This is a genomic window from Pseudomonas sp. PS01301 (assembly GCF_029960215.1).
Taxonomy (GTDB): Bacteria; Pseudomonadota; Gammaproteobacteria; order Pseudomonadales; family Pseudomonadaceae; genus Aquipseudomonas; species Aquipseudomonas coleopterorum.
Map to the genome: position 1 here is coordinate 117,814 of NZ_JASCPM010000005.1, position 18,090 is coordinate 135,903.

Here is an 18,090-nt window from a genome sequence, read left to right on the forward strand (position 1 = left end):
GCAACCATGGCAGAAACAACCGCTTCGGGCTATATCCAGCACCACTTGCAGAACTTGACCTTCGGTCAGCTACCAGAAGGCGGCTGGGGCTTTGCCCACACCGCTGCAGAAGCCAAGGAAATGGGTTTTTGGGCGTTCCACGTCGATACACTCGGCTGGTCGGTTGCCCTGGGCCTGATCTTCATCCTGATCTTCCGCATGGCAGCCAAGAAGGCGACGTCCGGCCAGCCGGGCGCTCTGCAGAACTTCGTCGAGGTTCTGGTCGAGTTCGTCGATGGCAGCGTGCGTGACAGCTTCCACGGCCGCAGCGCGGTGATCGCACCGTTGGCGCTGACGATCTTCGTCTGGGTGTTCCTGATGAACGCCATCGACCTGATTCCGGTCGACTGGATCCCGATGGCCGCGGCCTGGATCTCCGGCGATTCGCACATCCCGTTCCGCGCCGTGTCGACCACCGACCCGAACGCGACACTGGGCATGGCCCTGTCGGTATTCGCGCTGATCATCTTCTACAGCATCAAGGTCAAGGGCATCGGCGGCTTCATCGGCGAACTGACCCTGCACCCGTTCGGCAGCAAGAACATCTTCGTTCAGATCCTGCTGATTCCGGTGAACTTCCTGCTCGAATTCGTCACCCTGATCGCCAAGCCGATCTCGTTGGCCCTGCGACTGTTCGGCAACATGTATGCCGGCGAGCTGGTGTTCATCCTGATCGCCGTGATGTTCGGCAGCGGCCTGTTGTGGCTCAGCGGCCTGGGCGTCGTGCTGCAGTGGGCGTGGGCTGTGTTCCACATCCTGATCATCACGCTGCAGGCATTCATCTTCATGATGTTGACCATCGTCTACCTTTCGATGGCTCACGAAGAAAATCATTAAGGCCCGCCTGGCGAGTCTGATGCCCCTCGCGCCCTGGCGCGAGGGAGGTCCACACGGGCCGAAACACCGGTTTGTAACACCGCTTTAAAACCTAAAAACCAAGCAAAAGACGACGTAAAAAGTCGGGAGGAAAGATGGAAACTGTAGTTGGTCTAACCGCTATCGCTGTTGCTCTGCTGATCGGCCTGGGCGCACTGGGTACCGCTATCGGCTTCGGCCTGCTGGGCGGCAAGTTCCTGGAAGGCGCTGCTCGCCAGCCAGAAATGGTCCCAATGCTGCAAGTTAAAATGTTCATCGTCGCCGGTCTGCTCGACGCCGTGACCATGATCGGTGTTGGTATCGCTCTGTTCTTCACCTTCGCGAACCCCTTCGTTGGTCAACTCGCTGGCTGATCTCTCGAACCTTCGAGTGGATTGGTGTGATGGACAAAGAACGAGCGAGGTGTTGGCGTGAACATTAATGCAACCCTGATTGGCCAGACCGTTGCGTTCTTCATTTTTGTGCTGTTCTGCATGAAGTTCGTGTGGCCTCCGGTCATCGCGGCTTTGCACGAACGTCAGAAGAAGATCGCTGATGGTTTGGACGCTGCCAGCCGAGCAGCTCGCGACCTGGAGTTGGCCCAAGAGAAAGTGGGTCAGCAACTGCGCGAAGCGAAAGCTCAGGCAGCCGAAATCATTGAGCAGGCAAAGAAACGCGGCAACCAGATCGTCGAAGAGGCCGTTGAAAAGGCCCGTATCGACGCTGACCGCGTGAAAGTGCAGGCTCAAGCCGAGATCGAGCAGGAACTGAACGGCGTCAAAGACGCGCTGCGTGCCCAACTGGGCGTGCTGGCCGTAGGCGGTGCCGAGAAGATCCTGGGCGCCACAATCGATCAAAACGCGCACGCGGAGCTGGTTAACAAACTGGCTGCTGAAATCTAAGCGAGGGCGATCATGGCAGAACTGACCACGTTGGCCCGACCTTACGCTAAGGCGGCCTTCGAGCACGCTCAGGCCCACCAGCAGCTGGCCAATTGGTCAGCCATGCTCGGCCTGGCTGCAGCGGTGGCGCAAGACGCCACCATGCAGAGCCTGCTCAAGGCCCCGCGACTGACGAGCGCAGACAAGGCCGCCACGTTCATTGACGTGTGCGGCGACAAGTTCGATGCCAAGGCACAGAATTTCATCCACGTCGTTGCCGAAAACGACCGTCTCCTGCTTCTGCCGGAGATCGCCGAACTGTTCGACCTGTACAAGGCCGAGCAGGAAAAATCGGTCGATGTGGAAGTCACCAGTGCCTTCGCATTGAACCAAGAACAGCAAGACAAACTCGCCAAGGTTCTCAGTGCACGACTCGACCGGGAAGTGCGCCTGCAAGTTGCGGAGGATGCCAGCCTGATAGGTGGCGTCGTCATCCGCGCCGGCGACCTGGTTATCGATGGCTCGATTCGCGGCAAACTCGCGAAACTGGCCGAAGCATTGAAATCTTGAGTTTGAAGGGGCAGCAGAGCAATGCAGCAACTCAATCCTTCCGAAATAAGTGAAATCATCAAGGGTCGCATCGACAAGCTCGATGTGACCTCCCAAGCCCGTAACGAAGGCACCGTCGTCAGCGTTTCCGACGGTATCGTACGGATCCACGGTCTGGCCGACGTCATGTACGGCGAAATGATCGAGTTTCCTGGCGGCGTCTTCGGCATGGCACTCAACCTGGAGCAGGACTCCGTAGGTGCCGTGGTACTGGGCGCCTACACCAGCCTGGCCGAAGGCATGAGCGCCAAGTGCACCGGCCGCATCCTGGAAGTTCCGGTTGGCAAGGAACTGCTGGGTCGCGTCGTCGACGCACTGGGCAACCCTGTCGATGGCAAGGGTCCGCTGGGCAACACCGAGACCGACGCGGTCGAAAAGGTTGCACCGGGCGTTATCTGGCGTAAGTCGGTAGACCAGCCTGTACAGACTGGCTACAAGGCTGTCGACGCCATGATCCCTGTCGGCCGTGGCCAGCGCGAGCTGATCATCGGCGACCGTCAGATCGGCAAGACCGCTCTGGCGATCGACGCGATCATCAACCAGAAGAACTCCGGTATCTTCTGCGTCTACGTTGCCATCGGTCAGAAGCAATCGACCATCGCCAACGTGGTTCGCAAGCTGGAAGAAAACGGCGCCCTGGCCAACACCATCGTGGTGGCTGCCAGTGCTTCGGAATCTCCTGCGCTGCAATTCCTGGCACCTTATGCCGGTTGCACCATGGGCGAGTTCTTCCGTGACCGTGGCGAAGACGCACTGATCGTCTACGACGACCTGTCCAAGCAAGCAGTGGCCTACCGCCAGATTTCCCTGCTGCTGCGTCGTCCACCAGGCCGTGAAGCCTACCCAGGCGACGTGTTCTATCTCCACTCCCGCTTGCTGGAGCGTGCATCGCGCGTTTCCGAAGAATACGTCGAGAAGTTCACCAACGGTGCAGTGACTGGCAAGACCGGTTCCCTGACCGCGTTGCCGATCATCGAAACCCAGGCTGGCGACGTTTCCGCGTTCGTTCCGACCAACGTGATCTCGATCACCGACGGTCAGATCTTCCTGGAATCGGCCATGTTCAACTCGGGCATCCGCCCTGCAGTGAACGCCGGTGTTTCGGTATCCCGCGTAGGTGGTGCCGCTCAGACCAAGATCATCAAGAAGCTGTCCGGTGGTATCCGTACCGCCCTGGCTCAGTACCGTGAACTGGCGGCATTCGCCCAGTTCGCTTCTGACCTGGACGAAGCCACCCGCAAGCAGCTCGAGCACGGCCAGCGCGTGACCGAGCTGATGAAGCAGAAGCAGTACTCGCCGATGTCGATCGCCGACATGGCGCTGTCGCTGTATGCAGCCGAGCGTGGTTTCCTGACCGACGTCGAGATCGCCAAGGTTGGTAGCTTCGAGCAGGCCCTGATTGCTTACTTCAACCGCGATCACGCCGACCTGTTGGCGAAGATCAACGTGAAGGGTGACTTCAATGACGAAATCGACGCTGGCCTCAAGGCCGGTATCGAGAAGTTCAAGGCCACCCAAACCTGGTAAGCCGCAGCAGGGGCCGCAAGGCCCCTGCTTGCTAACCTGATAGGTGTTACATGGCAGGCGCAAAAGAGATTCGCAGTAAGATTGCGAGCATCAAAAGCACGCAAAAAATTACCAGCGCCATGGAAAAAGTGGCGGTCAGCAAAATGCGCAAGGCACAAATGCGCATGGCAGCCAGCCGTCCCTACGCGGAGCGTATCCGCCAGGTGATTGGACATCTGGCCAACGCCAACCCGGAATACCGCCACCCGTTCATGATCGAACGCGCCGTCAAGCGCGTCGGCTATATCGTGGTGAGCAGCGACCGTGGTCTGTGCGGCGGCTTGAACACCAACCTGTTCAAGGCCCTGGTCAAGGACATGGCGGCCAATCGCGAACGCGGCGTCGAAATCGACCTGTGCGTGATCGGCAGCAAGGGTGCAGCGTTCTTTCGCAACTTCGGCGGCAACGTCGTGGCAGCGATCAGCCATCTGGGCGAAGAGCCGTCGATCAATGATCTGATCGGCAGCGTCAAGGTGATGCTGGACGCGTACCTGGAAGGCCGTATCGATCGCCTGTCCGTGGTGTCCAACAAGTTCATCAATACCATGACGCAACAACCAACGGTGGAGCAGTTGATCCCGTTGGAGGCAACCCCGGATCAAGAACTCAAGCACCACTGGGATTACCTGTACGAACCCGACGCCAAAGAGCTGCTTGAAGGCCTGATGGTGCGTTACGTGGAGTCGCAGGTGTACCAGGCGGTGGTCGAGAACAACGCTGCTGAACAAGCGGCGCGGATGATCGCAATGAAGAATGCAACCGACAACGCCGGCGACCTGATCAGCGATTTGCAGCTGATCTACAACAAGGCGCGTCAGGCTGCGATCACCCAAGAGATCTCGGAAATCGTCGGCGGCGCTGCCGCGGTTTAACGGTTCAAATATTCAGAGGATCCAGCTATGAGTAGCGGACGTATCGTTCAAATCATCGGCGCCGTTATCGACGTGGAATTTCCACGCGACAGCGTACCGAGCATCTACAACGCGCTGAAGGTACAAGGCGCTGAAACCACTCTCGAAGTCCAGCAGCAGCTGGGCGACGGCGTGGTTCGTACCATCGCCATGGGTTCCACCGAAGGCCTGAAACGCGGCCTGAACGTGCTCGACAGCGGCGCAGCCATTTCCGTCCCTGTCGGCAAGGCCACCCTGGGCCGCATCATGGACGTTCTGGGCAACCCGATCGACGAAGCGGGCCCGATCGATACCGAAGAGCGCTGGGGCATTCACCGTCCAGCACCTTCCTTCGCGGAACAGGCAGGCGGCAACGACCTGCTGGAAACCGGCATCAAGGTTATCGACCTGGTCTGCCCGTTCGCCAAGGGCGGTAAAGTCGGTCTGTTCGGTGGTGCCGGTGTCGGCAAGACCGTGAACATGATGGAGCTGATCCGTAACATCGCCATCGAGCACAGCGGTTATTCCGTGTTCGCCGGTGTGGGTGAGCGTACCCGTGAGGGTAACGACTTCTACCACGAGATGAAGGACTCCAACGTTCTGGACAAGGTAGCCCTTGTCTACGGCCAGATGAACGAGCCGCCGGGTAACCGTCTGCGCGTCGCCCTGACCGGTCTGACCATGGCCGAGAAATTCCGTGACGAAGGTAACGACGTTCTGCTGTTCGTCGACAACATCTATCGTTACACCCTGGCCGGTACCGAAGTATCCGCACTGCTGGGCCGTATGCCTTCGGCAGTAGGTTACCAGCCGACCCTGGCCGAAGAGATGGGCGTTCTGCAGGAACGCATCACTTCGACCAAGGAAGGTTCGATCACCTCGATCCAGGCGGTATACGTACCTGCGGATGACTTGACCGACCCGTCGCCGGCGACCACCTTCGCCCACTTGGACGCCACCGTCGTACTGTCCCGTGACATCGCTTCCCTGGGTATCTACCCAGCGGTCGATCCACTGGACTCGACTTCGCGCCAGCTGGACCCGAACGTGATCGGCCAGGAGCACTACGACACCGCTCGCGGCGTTCAGTACGTGCTGCAGCGCTACAAAGAGCTGAAGGACATCATTGCGATCCTGGGTATGGACGAGCTGTCGGAAACCGACAAGCAGTTGGTATCCCGCGCTCGTAAGATCCAGCGCTTCCTGTCGCAGCCGTTCTTCGTGGCTGAAGTCTTCACCGGTGCCTCGGGTAAATACGTTTCCCTGAAAGACACCATCGCAGGCTTCAAAGGCATCCTCAACGGCGACTACGACCACCTGCCGGAACAAGCGTTCTACATGGTCGGCGGCATCGAAGAAGCGATCGAGAAAGCCAAGAAACTGTAATCCTGGCGCCCGGCAACGGGCGCTAATCAGGTTGAGGCAAGTATGGCTATGACAGTCCATTGCGATATCGTCAGCGCGGAAGGAGAAATCTTTTCCGGCCTGGTCGAGATGGTGATTGCGCACGGTAACCTGGGTGATATCGGTATCGCTCCAGGCCACGCCCCGCTGATCACTGATCTAAAGCCGGGCCCGATCCGCCTGATCAAGCAGGGTGGCGAAGCCGAGGTGTTCTACATCTCTGGTGGTTTCCTCGAGGTTCAGCCGAACATGGTCAAGGTTCTTGCCGACACCGTGCAGCGCGCTGCCGACCTGGATGAAGCTTCCGCTCAGGAAGCCGTCAAGGCTGCCGAGAAGGCCCTGAACGAAAAAGGCGCAGACTTCGATTACGGATCTGCCGCCGCACGCCTGGCCGAGGCTGCAGCCCAGCTGCGCACCGTCCAGCAGATCCGCAAGAAATTCGGCGGCTGATGCGTCGATTCACTTGCGATTGAGTAAAAGGGTAGCCTCGGCTACCCTTTTTCTTTTTCAGCATTTCCTCCCCGGTCAGCCCGCTGGCCATTCTCCGGATTGGTAGCCGTCCATGTCTCTCGATATCGTCATTCTCGCCGCTGGCCAGGGCACGCGCATGCGCTCGGCCCTGCCCAAGGTATTGCACCCTGTCGCCGGCAATTCCATGCTCGGCCATGTTATCCACAGCGCGCGCCAACTCCAGCCGCAGGGCATTCATGTAGTGATCGGCCATGGCGCCGACGCGGTACGCGAACGCCTCGCTGCCGATGATCTGAATTTCGTGTTGCAGGACAAGCAGCTGGGTACGGGCCATGCGGTCGCACAGGCGGTTCCGGGCCTGAGCGCCGATAATGTGTTGATTCTCTACGGTGACGTACCGCTGATCGAGGTGGCGACCCTGCAGCGGCTGCTGCAGAAGGTCAGTGCCGATCAACTGGGTCTGCTCACCGTCAACCTGGCCGACCCCACGGGCTACGGGCGCATCGTGCGTGATGCCAATGGCCAGGTGCAAGCCATCGTCGAGCACAAGGACGCCAGCGACGCACAGAAAGCCATAAAGGAAGGCAACACCGGTATTCTTGCGGTCCCTGGAAAGCGCTTGGCCGACTGGCTGGCGCGCCTGTCCAACGACAACGCCCAGGGTGAGTATTACTTGACCGACGTGATCGCCATGGCGGTCAGCGACGGCTTGGTGGTTGCCACGGAAACCGCCCAGGATCCGATGGAAGTACAGGGCGCCAACGATCGGCGTCAGCTCGCGGAACTGGAGCGTCACTACCAGCTGCGTGAAGGTCGTCGCCTGATGGCCCAAGGCGTGACCTTGCGCGACCCGGCACGTTTTGACGTGCGCGGAGACGTCAGCGTGGGCCGCGATGTACTGATCGACGTCAACGTGGTGCTCGAAGGCCGCGTGATGATCGAAGACGACGTGGTCATCGGTCCCAATTGCTACATCAAGGACAGCACCCTGGGCCGCGGCGTGGTGGTCAAGGCCAACAGTCATCTGGACGGTGCCGTGTTGCATGAAAACAGCGATGCCGGCCCGTTCGCGCGGCTGCGGCCGGGTACGGTGCTGGAAGCTCGCGCCCATGTAGGTAACTTTGTCGAGCTGAAGAACGCGCGCATGGGCGAGGGCGCCAAGGCCGGTCACTTGACCTACCTAGGTGATGCGGACATCGGTGCCGGCAGCAATATCGGTGCGGGGACCATTACCTGCAACTACGACGGCGCGAACAAATGGAAAACCACCATTGGTGAGGACGTGTTCATTGGTTCGAACAATTCGCTGGTAGCGCCTGTGGATATCTTGGCGGGGTCGACCACTGCTGCGGGTTCGACCATTACCCAAGAGGTGCCGGAAGGGCAGTTGGCAGTGGCGCGGACCCGGCAGCGCAATGTTGAAGGGTGGACACGGCCGGTGAAGGTCAAAAAGCCTTAGTTATCCACAGCACGGTGATTTTATCACTGGCGTCTTCGAGGGCAGAGGGCTTGGCCGCCCGCCCCGCTCCCACAGTGTCCTGTGTGCTAATTCGTGAGAGCGAGGCGGGCGGTGAGCCCTCCGCCCCACGAAGAGATTACACAAAAGCTTTGCTTCACCATTGACGGACCTTTCATTTTAGGTTTCTATTGCCTTCGTTATCTTTCGAAACGAAACTTAGGTCGTCATGTCGAAGCGCAATACGCCTCAACGCCGTCACAGCATCCTCGCCTTGCTCAACGAGCAGGGCGAAGTGAGTGTGGATAACTTGGCCAAGCATTTCGCCACGTCCGAAGTGACCATTCGCAAGGACCTTGCCGCCCTCGAGAGTCACGGGTTGCTCCTGCGTCGCTACGGCGGCGCGGTGACCATGCCTCAAGAGCTGATTGGCGAACCGGGCCCGCGCGTCTCGGCCATCAAGCAATCCATCGCCCGTGCAGCCGTTCTACGTATCAAGGAACACGCGCGGATCATCATCGACAGTGGCAGCACCACGGCGGCGATGATTCCGGAGTTGGGCAAGCAGCCGGGTCTGGTCGTCATGACCAACTCGCTGCACGTGGCCAACGCTCTGGGTGCGCTGGAGCACGAGCCTGTACTGCTGATGACCGGTGGCACCTGGGATCCGCACTCCGAATCGTTCCAGGGCCAAGTGGCCGAACAGGTATTGCGCTCCTATGACTTCGATCAGCTCTTCATCGGTGCCGACGGCATCGATCTGGAGCGCGGCACGACGACCTTCAACGAGTTGCTGGGCCTGAGCAGGGTAATGGCCGAAGTCGCTCGCGAAGTGATCGTCATGGTCGAGTCCGACAAGGTCGGACGCAAGATTCCCAATCTGGAGCTGCCCTGGGGCCGCATCAGTACCCTCATCACCGATGATCGTCTGCCGCTCGAAGCGCGCGATCAGATTCAGGCGCGCGGGATCGATCTCGTGCTCGCCGCTACCAGCTAGGAGAAGCGAACATGTGTGGAATCGTCGGCGCCATTGCGGAGCGCAACATCACAGCCATTCTGGTCGAGGGTCTCAAGCGCCTGGAATATCGCGGCTACGACAGCGCCGGTGTCGCGGTGCTGGGCGAAGATGGCAGCGTGCAGCGCCGACGTCGTGTGGGCAAAGTCGCCGAACTGCAAACGGCGCTGGCGGAGGAGCCACTGCTCGGCAAGCTGGGGATTGCCCACACCCGCTGGGCTACCCACGGTGCGCCCACCGAACAGAACGCTCACCCCCACTTTTCCACAGACGAAGTGGCCGTGGTGCACAACGGCATCATCGAAAACCACGAAGTGTTGCGCACCCAGCTCAAAGAGCTGGGCTACGTGTTCACCTCGCAGACCGACACCGAAGTCATCGCCCACTTGCTGCACCACACCCTCAAGGCCCTGCCGGACCTGGCCGATGCGCTCAAGGCGACGGTCAAGCAACTGCACGGCGCCTACGGCCTGGCTGCCATCAGTGTGCACCAGCCCGATCGTCTGGTCGCCGCCCGCAGCGGCAGTCCGCTGGTGATCGGCCTGGGCATGGGCGAGAACTTCCTGGCCTCCGACCAGTTGGCCCTGCGCCAGGTGACCGACCGCTTCATGTACCTGGAGGAAGGTGACATCGCCGAGATCCGCCGTGAAAGCGTGCAGATCTGGGACGCTGCGGGCGCACCTGTGGAACGCGAAAGCGTGCAGTACCACGAAGGCGCAGAGGCCGCCGACAAGGGCGAATATCGCCACTTCATGATGAAGGAGATCCACGAGCAACCTACCGTGGTACAGCGCACCCTGGAGGGCCGTCTTGGGCAGAACCAGGTGCTGGTGCAGGCCTTCGGTCCACAGGCGGCCGAACTGTTCGCCAAGGTGCGCAACGTACAGATCGTCGCGTGCGGCACCAGCTATCACGCGGGTATGGTTGCGCGCTACTGGCTCGAAGGCCTGGCCGGCATCCCTTGCCAGGTCGAAGTGGCCAGCGAGTTCCGCTATCGCAAGGTCGTGGTGCAGCCCGACACCTTGTTCGTCTCCATCTCCCAGTCCGGCGAAACGGCTGACACCCTGGCCGCATTGCGCAACGGCAAGCAACTCGGGTTTCTCGGCAGCCTGGCCATCTGCAACGTCGGCATCAGCTCCCTGGTGCGCGAGTCCGACCTGACCCTGCTGACTCAGGCAGGCCCGGAGATCGGTGTGGCTTCGACCAAGGCGTTCACCACGCAGCTGGTCGCGCTGATGTTGCTGACGCTTTCCCTTGGCCAGGTACACGGATCATTGGAGGAGGGTGTCGAGGCGCAGCTGGTGGCCGAGCTCCGGCGCCTGCCCACCCGCCTGGGCGAAGCCCTGGCCATGGACACCACCATCGAGCGCATCGCCGAGCTGTTCGCCGAGAAGCACCACACGCTGTTCCTGGGCCGCGGCGCGCAGTTCCCGGTGGCAATGGAAGGTGCACTGAAGCTCAAGGAGATCTCCTACATCCATGCCGAAGCCTATCCTGCTGGCGAATTGAAGCACGGGCCGCTGGCGCTGGTGGACAAGGACATGCCGGTGGTCACCGTGGCACCGAACAACGAGCTACTGGAAAAACTCAAATCCAACCTGCAGGAAGTGCGCGCGCGCGGCGGCGAGCTGGTGGTATTCGCCGATGAGCAGGCGCAGCTGAGCAACGGCCCCGGCACTCATGTGGTGGCCATGCCGCACATCATTGATGCGTTGGCGCCAATCCTCTACACCATTCCGTTGCAGCTGCTTTCGTACTACGTGGCGGTGCTGAAGGGGACGGATGTGGATCAGCCGCGCAATTTGGCGAAGTCGGTGACGGTGGAGTGAGGGGGGAGTAGGTTGCGAACTGTGGTCGTTCGGATTGAAAACCGTTCAGTAAGCTAAAAAACCGTACGAACAGGGGGCCTTCAGGTCCCCTGCTGGCCAGGCCTCATCGTGTAGCGGTCTGCCAGCAAGGCGCATTTCCGCGGCGCTGCATACTCGATTCGCGAGCTTTGCTCACTCCTGCGGATTTTGTATCACTTGAATCAGCCGGCTTCAAACCACCCCCTCAACCGATCTCGAAAGCTCTGTATCAACGGCTCCCTCGACCGTCCCCGCCGCAAAGCCAACGAAAACGGTGCCTGATACCCGAACGTCGTCGGTAACAGCACCTTCAACCGCTTCTGATCCGCCCAGAATTGCGCGTAGTGTTCCGGCAGATAGCCGATATACGCCCCCGACAACACCAAGATCAGTTGCGCCTCCATCGATTCCACCGTCGCCGCGCTGTGCTTGAACCCGTGGCGGGCCAGTTCCGCCTGGCTCCAGTACCCGCGCCCGACCATCCGTTGTTGGGTGATCACCTCGGCTGGAATTCGCCGCTGCTCGAACAACTCATGCCGATCGCTGCAATACAGCCAGTGTTGTTCGCGGTACAGCGCTTGGTACATAAGCCCATTCATGCGCACGGAGAAGGCGCCGATGGCCAGGTCCAGGCGATTTTCCTGCAAGCCCAGTTGCAGTTGCGCGGGGCTGAGCACGGACAGGTGCAGGTGTACTGCGGGGTGTTCCTTGCTGTAGGCGCCGATGACGTCGGCCAGCGGCAGCGCCGGGTCGCTGACGGTGGAGTCGAGCACGCCGAGATTGAGAGTGCCGCGCAGTTCGCCTTTGAGGGCGGCGCTGTAGCGTTCGAAGCCTTCGAGTTCGGCGAGCAGGCGCAGGGTTTCCTGATGGAACAGTTCGCCTTTGCTGGTCAGGCTGAAGCCACCACGGCCGCGGTGGCAGAGCACCAGGCCGAGCTGGGTTTCGAGCTGGCTCATGTAGGTGCTGATGGCGGAAGTGGAGAGGTTGAGTTCCTGCTGCGCTGCGGCGAAGCCCTGGTGGCGTACTACGCAGGCGAAGATGCGCAGCAGTTTGAGGTCGGGCAGGGCAGAGGACATTGGGGTGGGCTCCGGGGCAGTTCAGGTCTTGTAGGGTTGGGCTGTGGCGCGGGCAGAGCCCTTTTCCACAGGTCCATTGCCGGATGGGATATCGCAGTGTTTCAGAGGGCCAGTGTATCCGCGGATAGTTTAGAAATCTCTGAACTGATTATTTGTGGGCAGCGATTCTTCTAGCTGCGGGGCGTCACCAGAATGGAGTCACTTCAATGACCACAAAGTGAGGCCACCCCGTGGACACGACTTTCCACCAGCCTTTGGGCGGGAACGAGATGCCTCGTTTCGGCGGCATCGCCACCATGCTGCGTTTGCCTCATATACAAGCCGCCGAAGAACTCGATCGGTTGGATGCAGCGTTTATCGGTATTCCGCTAGATATTGGCACTTCGCTGCGTTCCGGCACTCGTTTCGGGCCACGGCAGATTCGTGCCGAGTCGGTGATGATCCGTCCTTACAACATGGCCACCGGTGCCGCGCCGTTCGATTCGCTGAACGTGGCCGACATCGGCGATGTGCCGATCAATACCTTCAACCTGCTCGATGCGGTGCGCATCATCGAGCAGGAATACGACCGGATTCTGGGCCACGGTATCGTGCCGCTGACGCTGGGAGGCGATCACACGCTGACGCTGCCGATCCTGCGGGCCATTCACAAGAAGCATGGCAAGGTCGGACTGGTGCATATCGATGCGCATGCCGACGTCAACGATCACATGTTCGGCGAGAAGATTGCCCACGGCACCACGTTCCGCCGCGCGCAGGAAGAGGGTCTGCTGGACAGCGACCGTGTGGTGCAGATCGGCCTGCGGGCTCAGGGTTATACCGCCGAGGATTTCAACTGGAGCCGCAAGCAGGGTTTCCGTGTGGTGCAGGCCGAGGATTGCTGGCACAAGTCGCTGACGCCGTTGATGGCCGAAGTCCGCGAGAAGGTCGGTGGTGGGCCGGTGTACTTGTCGTTCGACATCGATGGCATCGACCCGGCCTGGGCACCGGGCACCGGGACACCGGAGGTCGGCGGGCTGACTACGATCCAGGCGCTGGAGATAATCCGAGGTTGCCAGGGGCTGGACTTGATCGGTTGCGATCTGGTCGAGGTGTCGCCGCCGTATGACACCACCGGCAACACCTCGCTGCTGGGCGCCAACCTGTTGTACGAAATGCTCTGTGTGCTGCCGGGCGTCGTCCGTCGATGAGCCGTGAAACCGAGGTTCTCGAGGCGGCTGCGGCGCTGGTCGCGGCCTTTGCCAGCAACGACACGGCACGTTATTTCGACTGTTTCAGTCCTGACGCCAGTTTTGTCTTTCATACCCTGGCCAAGCCGCTGAACTCGCGGGCCGAGTATGAAACGTTGTGGCAGCAATGGCAGATCGATGGTTTTGCGGTGCTGGGCTGTGAGTCGAGTAACGCCTGGGTCAACGTGCAGGGCGATACGGCCATTTTCGTGCATGACGTGGCGACGCATGTGCGCATCGGTACCCAAGAGCTGCGCTTGAAGGAGCGCGAGACGATCGTATTCCGCTGTGAGGGCGAGCGCTGGCTGGCCTGGCATGAGCATTTGTCGGAAGTGACGGGCTAACCGCCGCGACATTATAAAAAAATAGCAGCAACCCTCCGCCCGGGGTCAACGGGCGGCCATAAAGGGTCAGCGTGCCTGCGCTGGCCTTACAACAACCGTGACAGGTGCTGGAGCAACACATGAGCCATTCGACGCGTATCGAAACCTTTGGTGTCGAGCAGATACCCGACAACCAACGCGATGCTTCCCCTATCGATCTGTTTCGCTTGATCTTCGGCGGTGCCAATACGTTTGCTACGGCGGTGCTGGGCAGTTTCCCGGTGCTGTTCGGGCTTTCGTTCCAGGCCGGGGTCTGGGCGATTCTACTGGGCGTGGCGGTGGGGGCGTTGATTCTCGCGCCGATGGGCCTGTTCGGCGCCATTAACGGCACCAACAACGCGGTGTCGTCCGGGGCACACTTCGGCGTCCACGGGCGCATCATCGGTTCGTTTCTGTCACTGCTCACGGCGGTGGCGTTCTTTTCCCTCTCGGTCTGGAGCTCTGGCGACGCGTTGGTCGGTGGCGCGAGACGACTGGTTGGATTGCCGGAAACCGACTTCAGCCTGGGCTTGGCCTACGGGCTGTTTGCGGTGCTGGTATTAATCGTCTGCATCTTCGGTTTTCGCTTCATGCTGTGGGTCAACAAAATCGCGGTGTGGGCGTCGAGCCTGCTGTTTCTGCTGGGCATTCTGGCGTTTGCCGGGCCGTTCGATGCGGGCTATGCCGGCAGCGTCAATCTGCAACAACCGGGCTTCTGGGCGGCGTTCATCGGCGCGGCGTTGCTGGCGATGAGCAACCCGGTGTCGTTCGGCGCCTTTCTCGGCGATTGGTCACGCTACATTCCGCGTGATATCGACAAGACCCGCATCATGCTCGCGGTGCTGGCCGCTCAGGCCGGTACGCTGATTCCCTTCCTGTTCGGCCTGTGCACTGCGACGCTGGTCGCGTCCCAGGCACCGCAATACATCGAGGCGAATAACTATGTCGGCGGCCTGCTGGCGATTTCGCCGAGCTGGTTCTTCCTGCCGGTGTGCCTGATTGCGGTGATCGGTGGCCTGTCGACCGGCACTACGGCGCTGTATGGCACGGGGCTGGACATGTCGAGCATGTTTCCGCGCCTGCTCAGCCGCGCTGGCGCCACGCTGTTGATCGGTGTGGCGGCGATTGCCTTTATCTTCATTGGCCGCTTCACCTTCAATCTGGTCCAGAGCGTGTCGACCTTCGCGGTGCTGATCATCACCTGCACCAGCCCGTGGATGGTGGTGATGATCCTTGGCCTGATCAGCCGTCGCGGTTTTTATCACGCCGATGACTTGCAGGTGTTCACTCGTGGCCAGCGCGGCGGTCGCTACTGGTTCCACCATGGCTGGAACTGGCGCGGCCTGGGCGCGTGGATTCCGAGCGCGGCGGTGGGCCTGTGCTTCGTCAATCTGCCGGGGCAATTTGTCGGGCCGCTGGGCGAACTGGCCGGCGGTATCGACATCAGTCTGCCGATCACGCTGGGCCTTGCCGCGCTGCTGTACCTGACCTTGCTGCGCACGTTTCCGGAGCCGGCTTCGGTATACGGCCCTAGGGGCGCGCACCCGATGCTGGGCCGCAAGGCCATGAGCAACGTCACTCAATCGGCCACCGCCCATTTGTGATCCGTGCTGTGCCCAAGCGGGCACAGGCGGCGAGGTTCGCCCATGAAACTGGAAATCTTTCGTACGCTGTGGGGCTATCGCGGTACATGGCAACAGGCGCTGGTCGAGGCGCGTGCCGCGGGCTTCGACGGCTTCGAGGCGCGCATCCCCGAGGACGCGACCGAGCGGGCGGCGTTCGCGGCGTTCCTGCGTGACAATCGCGTGCCGTACATCGCCATTCTTTTTACTTCGACGCCGGTGCTGCCGTTGCAGGCGGCAACGCCGGCCGAGCACCTGACGGACTTTGCCCGCAAGTTGCAACTGGCCGTCGAACTGGAACCACGCTTCGTCAATGTACTGGCCGGCAACGACCGCTGGCCGCTGGCTCAGCAGGTCGACTTTTTCGCTGAGGCGCTGGAGATTGCAAAACGCAGCGGCCTGACCTGCAGCTTTGAAACCCACCGCGCGCGCTCGCTGTTCAATCCGTGGCTGACCCTGCAATTGATCGAGCAAGTGCCCGACCTGCGCTTTACCAGCGACATCAGCCATTGGGTGGTGACGTGCGAGCGACTGCTCGACGATCCCGCCGATGACCTCAGCGCCTTTGTCGAGCGCGTGCATCACATTCAGGCCCGGGTCGGCTATGACCAGGGCCCGCAAGTGCCGCATCCCGGCGCGCCGGAATACGCCGCTGCGCTGGCGTTTCATCAGCAGCACTGGCAAGCCATCTGGCGCTCGCAACAGGCCCGCGGCTACACCGGCACGACGCTGACGCCGGAGTTCGGCCCCGATGGTTACCTGCATCATTTGCCGTTCACCGATGTGCCGGTGGCCGACCTGTGGAACCTGAATGCGTGGATGGGCCGCACCGAGCGCGAACACTTCACTGCCTTTTCCAACCGTCCAGAGAGCCTGCTGCCATGAGTGAACGTTCTGCTTTCACCCGCATTCCCGTGGTCGATATCCACGGTCTGTTCAGCGAACGCCTGGAAGATCGCCAGGCAGTGGCCCAGGCGCTCGGCGAGGCGGCCCGCCATGTGGGCTTTCTGTACATCACCGGCCACGGCATCGCGCCGCAGCTGATCGATAACCTGCACCGCGCCGCCGAACAGTATTTCGCCCAGCCGCTGGACGCCAAGATGCAGCACTACATCGGCGCTTCCGAGAGCCACAAGGGCTTCGTTCCCGAGGGGGAGGAGGTGTACGGCACCGGCAAGCCGGACCATAAAGAGGCGTTCGATATCGGTTTTGAAGTACCGGCAGACAACCCGCTGGTGCTCAATGGCACGCCGCTGCTGGGGCCGAACAACTGGCCGACCCTGCCAGGTTTTCAAGCGGCAGTACAGGCCTATTACAAAGCGGTGTTTGCCTTGGGGCATCAGCTGTTTCGCGGCTTTGCGCTGGCGCTGGGCCTGGATGAACATGCCTTCGACGACATGGCCTGCTTTCCGCCGTCCAAGCTGCGCCTGATCCATTATCCGTTCGATGGCGACGCACAGGACGCACCGGGCATCGGCGCGCACACCGACTACGAGTGCTTCACCATTCTCAAGGCCGACCAGCCGGGCCTTGAGGTAATGAACGAGCAGGGCGAGTGGATCGATGCGCCGCCGGTCGACGGCGCCTTCGTGGTCAATATCGGCGACATGCTCGAGGTGATGACCGCCGGCGCCTTTGTCGCCACCGCGCACCGGGTGCGCAAGGTCAAGCAGGAGCGTTATTCGTTTCCGCTGTTCTATGCCTGCGATTACCACACCCAGATCAAACCGCTGCCGCCCTTCGCGGCCGGCGAGCAGAGCTACGCGCCCATCGCCATTGGCGAGCACATGTGGGCCCAGGCTTTACAGACCTATCAGTACCTTCGCCAGCGTGTCGCCGACGGGCAGATTGCCTTGCCGCAGCACGCCAGAAAGCCTTCTAGCTTCGGGCACCTGAAAAACCAGAACGTGACTTCGTGATCTGCCTTTCCCCTCAATCTGGAATCATGACTATGCCAAACACCACGTTTTCGCGCCTTGCCACTTCTGTGCTCATAGGTGCCGCCCTGTTCGCCGGCAGCGTGCAGGCCGCGCCCACTGCCACGCCCGGTACGCTGAAGGTCGGCATGGAGATTTCTTACCCGCCGTTCGAGTCCTACGACGGCGACAAGGTGGTGGGCTTTGACCCTGAGGTATCGACCGCGCTGGCCAAGCAACTGGGCGACCTGAAGGTCGAGTTCGTCGACACCCGCTTTCCGAACCTGATCCTGGGCCTGAACGCCAACCGCTTCGACACCATCATTTCCGGCATGTACATCACCGACGAGCGCACCAAGCAGGCCGACGCGATTCCGTACGCGCAAGTCGGCGCGGCGATCATGGTGCGCAGCGACAGCACCGCCAAACCGCAGCAGCCTGAAGACTTGTGCGGTCTGAAAGTCGGCTTGCAGCAGGGCACCAACTGGATCAACCAGCTCAAGGCAGTGTCGGCTGATTACTGCACCAAGCAGAACAAGGGCGAGATCGCCATCAGCGAATTTCCGACCACCGCAGAAGCTTCGCAGGCGTTGATGTCCGGCAATATCCAGGCGCATCTGGAAATCTCGGCGGCAGCGAAAATGATCGTCGACAAGGCCCGTGGCCGGATCGTGATCAGCTCGCAGAAATCCCTGTACCCGCAGACCCTCGGCATCTATGTGAAGAAAGGCAACACCGAGCTGCTGGAAAAGATGCGTGGCGTGGTTGAGACCTACAAGCGCAGCGGCGAGTACAGCGAACTGCTGAAGAAGTACAACCTGGACCCTGCCTGACATCCTCCCTGTGCAGGAG

The 18,090-nt window shown here is 60.9% G+C and carries 18 protein-coding genes; 17 read left to right on the forward strand and 1 reads right to left on the reverse strand.

Features of this window, described 5'->3' with window-relative positions; genetic code table 11:
* Window positions 1-6 precede the first annotated feature (6 nt).
* The 11 genes from atpB to glmS all read left to right on the forward strand — a co-directional run bounded on the left by atpB (window position 7) and on the right by glmS (window position 11,015).
* Window positions 7-876 (forward strand): F0F1 ATP synthase subunit A, encoded by an 870-nt coding sequence (gene atpB / locus QMX89_RS04220; protein WP_049860451.1) that lies wholly within the window; start codon window positions 7-9, stop codon window positions 874-876.
* 134 nt (window positions 877-1,010) lie between these two features.
* Window positions 1,011-1,268 (forward strand): F0F1 ATP synthase subunit C, encoded by a 258-nt coding sequence (gene atpE / locus QMX89_RS04225; protein ID WP_002555987.1) that lies wholly within the window; start codon window positions 1,011-1,013, stop codon window positions 1,266-1,268.
* A 57-nt stretch (window positions 1,269-1,325) separates the two neighbouring features.
* Window positions 1,326-1,796, forward strand: a complete 471-nt coding sequence (locus QMX89_RS04230; RefSeq protein WP_043192045.1) for a F0F1 ATP synthase subunit B — start codon at window positions 1,326-1,328, stop codon at window positions 1,794-1,796.
* 12 nt (window positions 1,797-1,808) lie between these two features.
* Window positions 1,809-2,345, forward strand: coding sequence for a F0F1 ATP synthase subunit delta (locus QMX89_RS04235; RefSeq protein WP_043192047.1), 537 nt, complete (start codon window positions 1,809-1,811; stop codon window positions 2,343-2,345).
* Between the two features lie 21 nt (window positions 2,346-2,366).
* Window positions 2,367-3,911 (forward strand): F0F1 ATP synthase subunit alpha, encoded by a 1,545-nt coding sequence (atpA, locus tag QMX89_RS04240; protein ID WP_049860450.1) that lies wholly within the window; start codon window positions 2,367-2,369, stop codon window positions 3,909-3,911.
* A 50-nt stretch (window positions 3,912-3,961) separates the two neighbouring features.
* Window positions 3,962-4,822, forward strand: coding sequence for a F0F1 ATP synthase subunit gamma (atpG, locus tag QMX89_RS04245; protein ID WP_043192052.1), 861 nt, complete (start codon window positions 3,962-3,964; stop codon window positions 4,820-4,822).
* A gap of 27 nt (window positions 4,823-4,849) precedes the next feature.
* Complete coding sequence (gene atpD, locus QMX89_RS04250) at window positions 4,850-6,226, forward strand: F0F1 ATP synthase subunit beta (RefSeq protein ID WP_049860449.1); 1,377 nt, start codon at window positions 4,850-4,852, stop codon at window positions 6,224-6,226.
* Between the two features lie 42 nt (window positions 6,227-6,268).
* Complete coding sequence (locus QMX89_RS04255; RefSeq protein WP_043192055.1) at window positions 6,269-6,694, forward strand: F0F1 ATP synthase subunit epsilon; 426 nt, start codon at window positions 6,269-6,271, stop codon at window positions 6,692-6,694.
* Between the two features lie 112 nt (window positions 6,695-6,806).
* Complete coding sequence (gene glmU, locus QMX89_RS04260) at window positions 6,807-8,174, forward strand: bifunctional UDP-N-acetylglucosamine diphosphorylase/glucosamine-1-phosphate N-acetyltransferase GlmU (protein WP_282347143.1); 1,368 nt, start codon at window positions 6,807-6,809, stop codon at window positions 8,172-8,174.
* Between the two features lie 226 nt (window positions 8,175-8,400).
* Complete coding sequence (locus tag QMX89_RS04265; RefSeq protein WP_043192059.1) at window positions 8,401-9,168, forward strand: DeoR family transcriptional regulator; 768 nt, start codon at window positions 8,401-8,403, stop codon at window positions 9,166-9,168.
* Window positions 9,169-9,179: 11 nt separating this feature from the next.
* A complete protein-coding gene (gene glmS, locus QMX89_RS04270) occupies window positions 9,180-11,015 on the forward strand; it encodes a glutamine--fructose-6-phosphate transaminase (isomerizing) (protein ID WP_049860447.1) in 1,836 nt (611 codons plus the stop codon).
* Between the two features lie 200 nt (window positions 11,016-11,215).
* Here glmS and QMX89_RS04275 read toward each other — a convergent pair whose 3' ends face one another.
* Window positions 11,216-12,109, reverse strand: coding sequence for a LysR family transcriptional regulator (locus QMX89_RS04275; RefSeq protein ID WP_049860446.1), 894 nt, complete (start codon window positions 12,107-12,109; stop codon window positions 11,216-11,218).
* Window positions 12,110-12,339: 230 nt separating this feature from the next.
* Between QMX89_RS04275 and speB the strand changes: the two genes are divergently transcribed.
* From speB to QMX89_RS04305, 6 genes are all read left to right on the forward strand, one after another.
* A complete protein-coding gene (gene speB / locus QMX89_RS04280) occupies window positions 12,340-13,299 on the forward strand; it encodes an agmatinase (RefSeq protein WP_049860445.1) in 960 nt (319 codons plus the stop codon).
* A complete protein-coding gene (locus tag QMX89_RS04285; RefSeq protein WP_282347148.1) occupies window positions 13,296-13,682 on the forward strand; it encodes a nuclear transport factor 2 family protein in 387 nt (128 codons plus the stop codon). The genes speB and QMX89_RS04285 overlap by 4 nt, the downstream gene beginning before the upstream one ends.
* A gap of 119 nt (window positions 13,683-13,801) precedes the next feature.
* Window positions 13,802-15,304, forward strand: a complete 1,503-nt coding sequence (locus QMX89_RS04290; protein WP_282347150.1) for a cytosine permease — start codon at window positions 13,802-13,804, stop codon at window positions 15,302-15,304.
* A 42-nt stretch (window positions 15,305-15,346) separates the two neighbouring features.
* Window positions 15,347-16,207: a sugar phosphate isomerase/epimerase gene (locus tag QMX89_RS04295; RefSeq protein WP_282347152.1), complete on the forward strand. Its 861-nt coding sequence runs from the start codon at window positions 15,347-15,349 to the stop codon at window positions 16,205-16,207.
* Window positions 16,204-17,241, forward strand: a complete 1,038-nt coding sequence (locus QMX89_RS04300) for a 2-oxoglutarate and iron-dependent oxygenase domain-containing protein (protein ID WP_282347154.1) — start codon at window positions 16,204-16,206, stop codon at window positions 17,239-17,241. Before QMX89_RS04295 ends, QMX89_RS04300 begins: the two co-directional genes overlap by 4 nt.
* 32 nt (window positions 17,242-17,273) lie before the next feature.
* Window positions 17,274-18,071 carry an ABC transporter substrate-binding protein gene (locus QMX89_RS04305; RefSeq protein WP_282347155.1) on the forward strand — a complete coding sequence of 266 codons (798 nt, stop codon included), beginning with the start codon at window positions 17,274-17,276 and terminating at the stop codon, window positions 18,069-18,071.
* Window positions 18,072-18,090 lie beyond the last annotated feature (19 nt).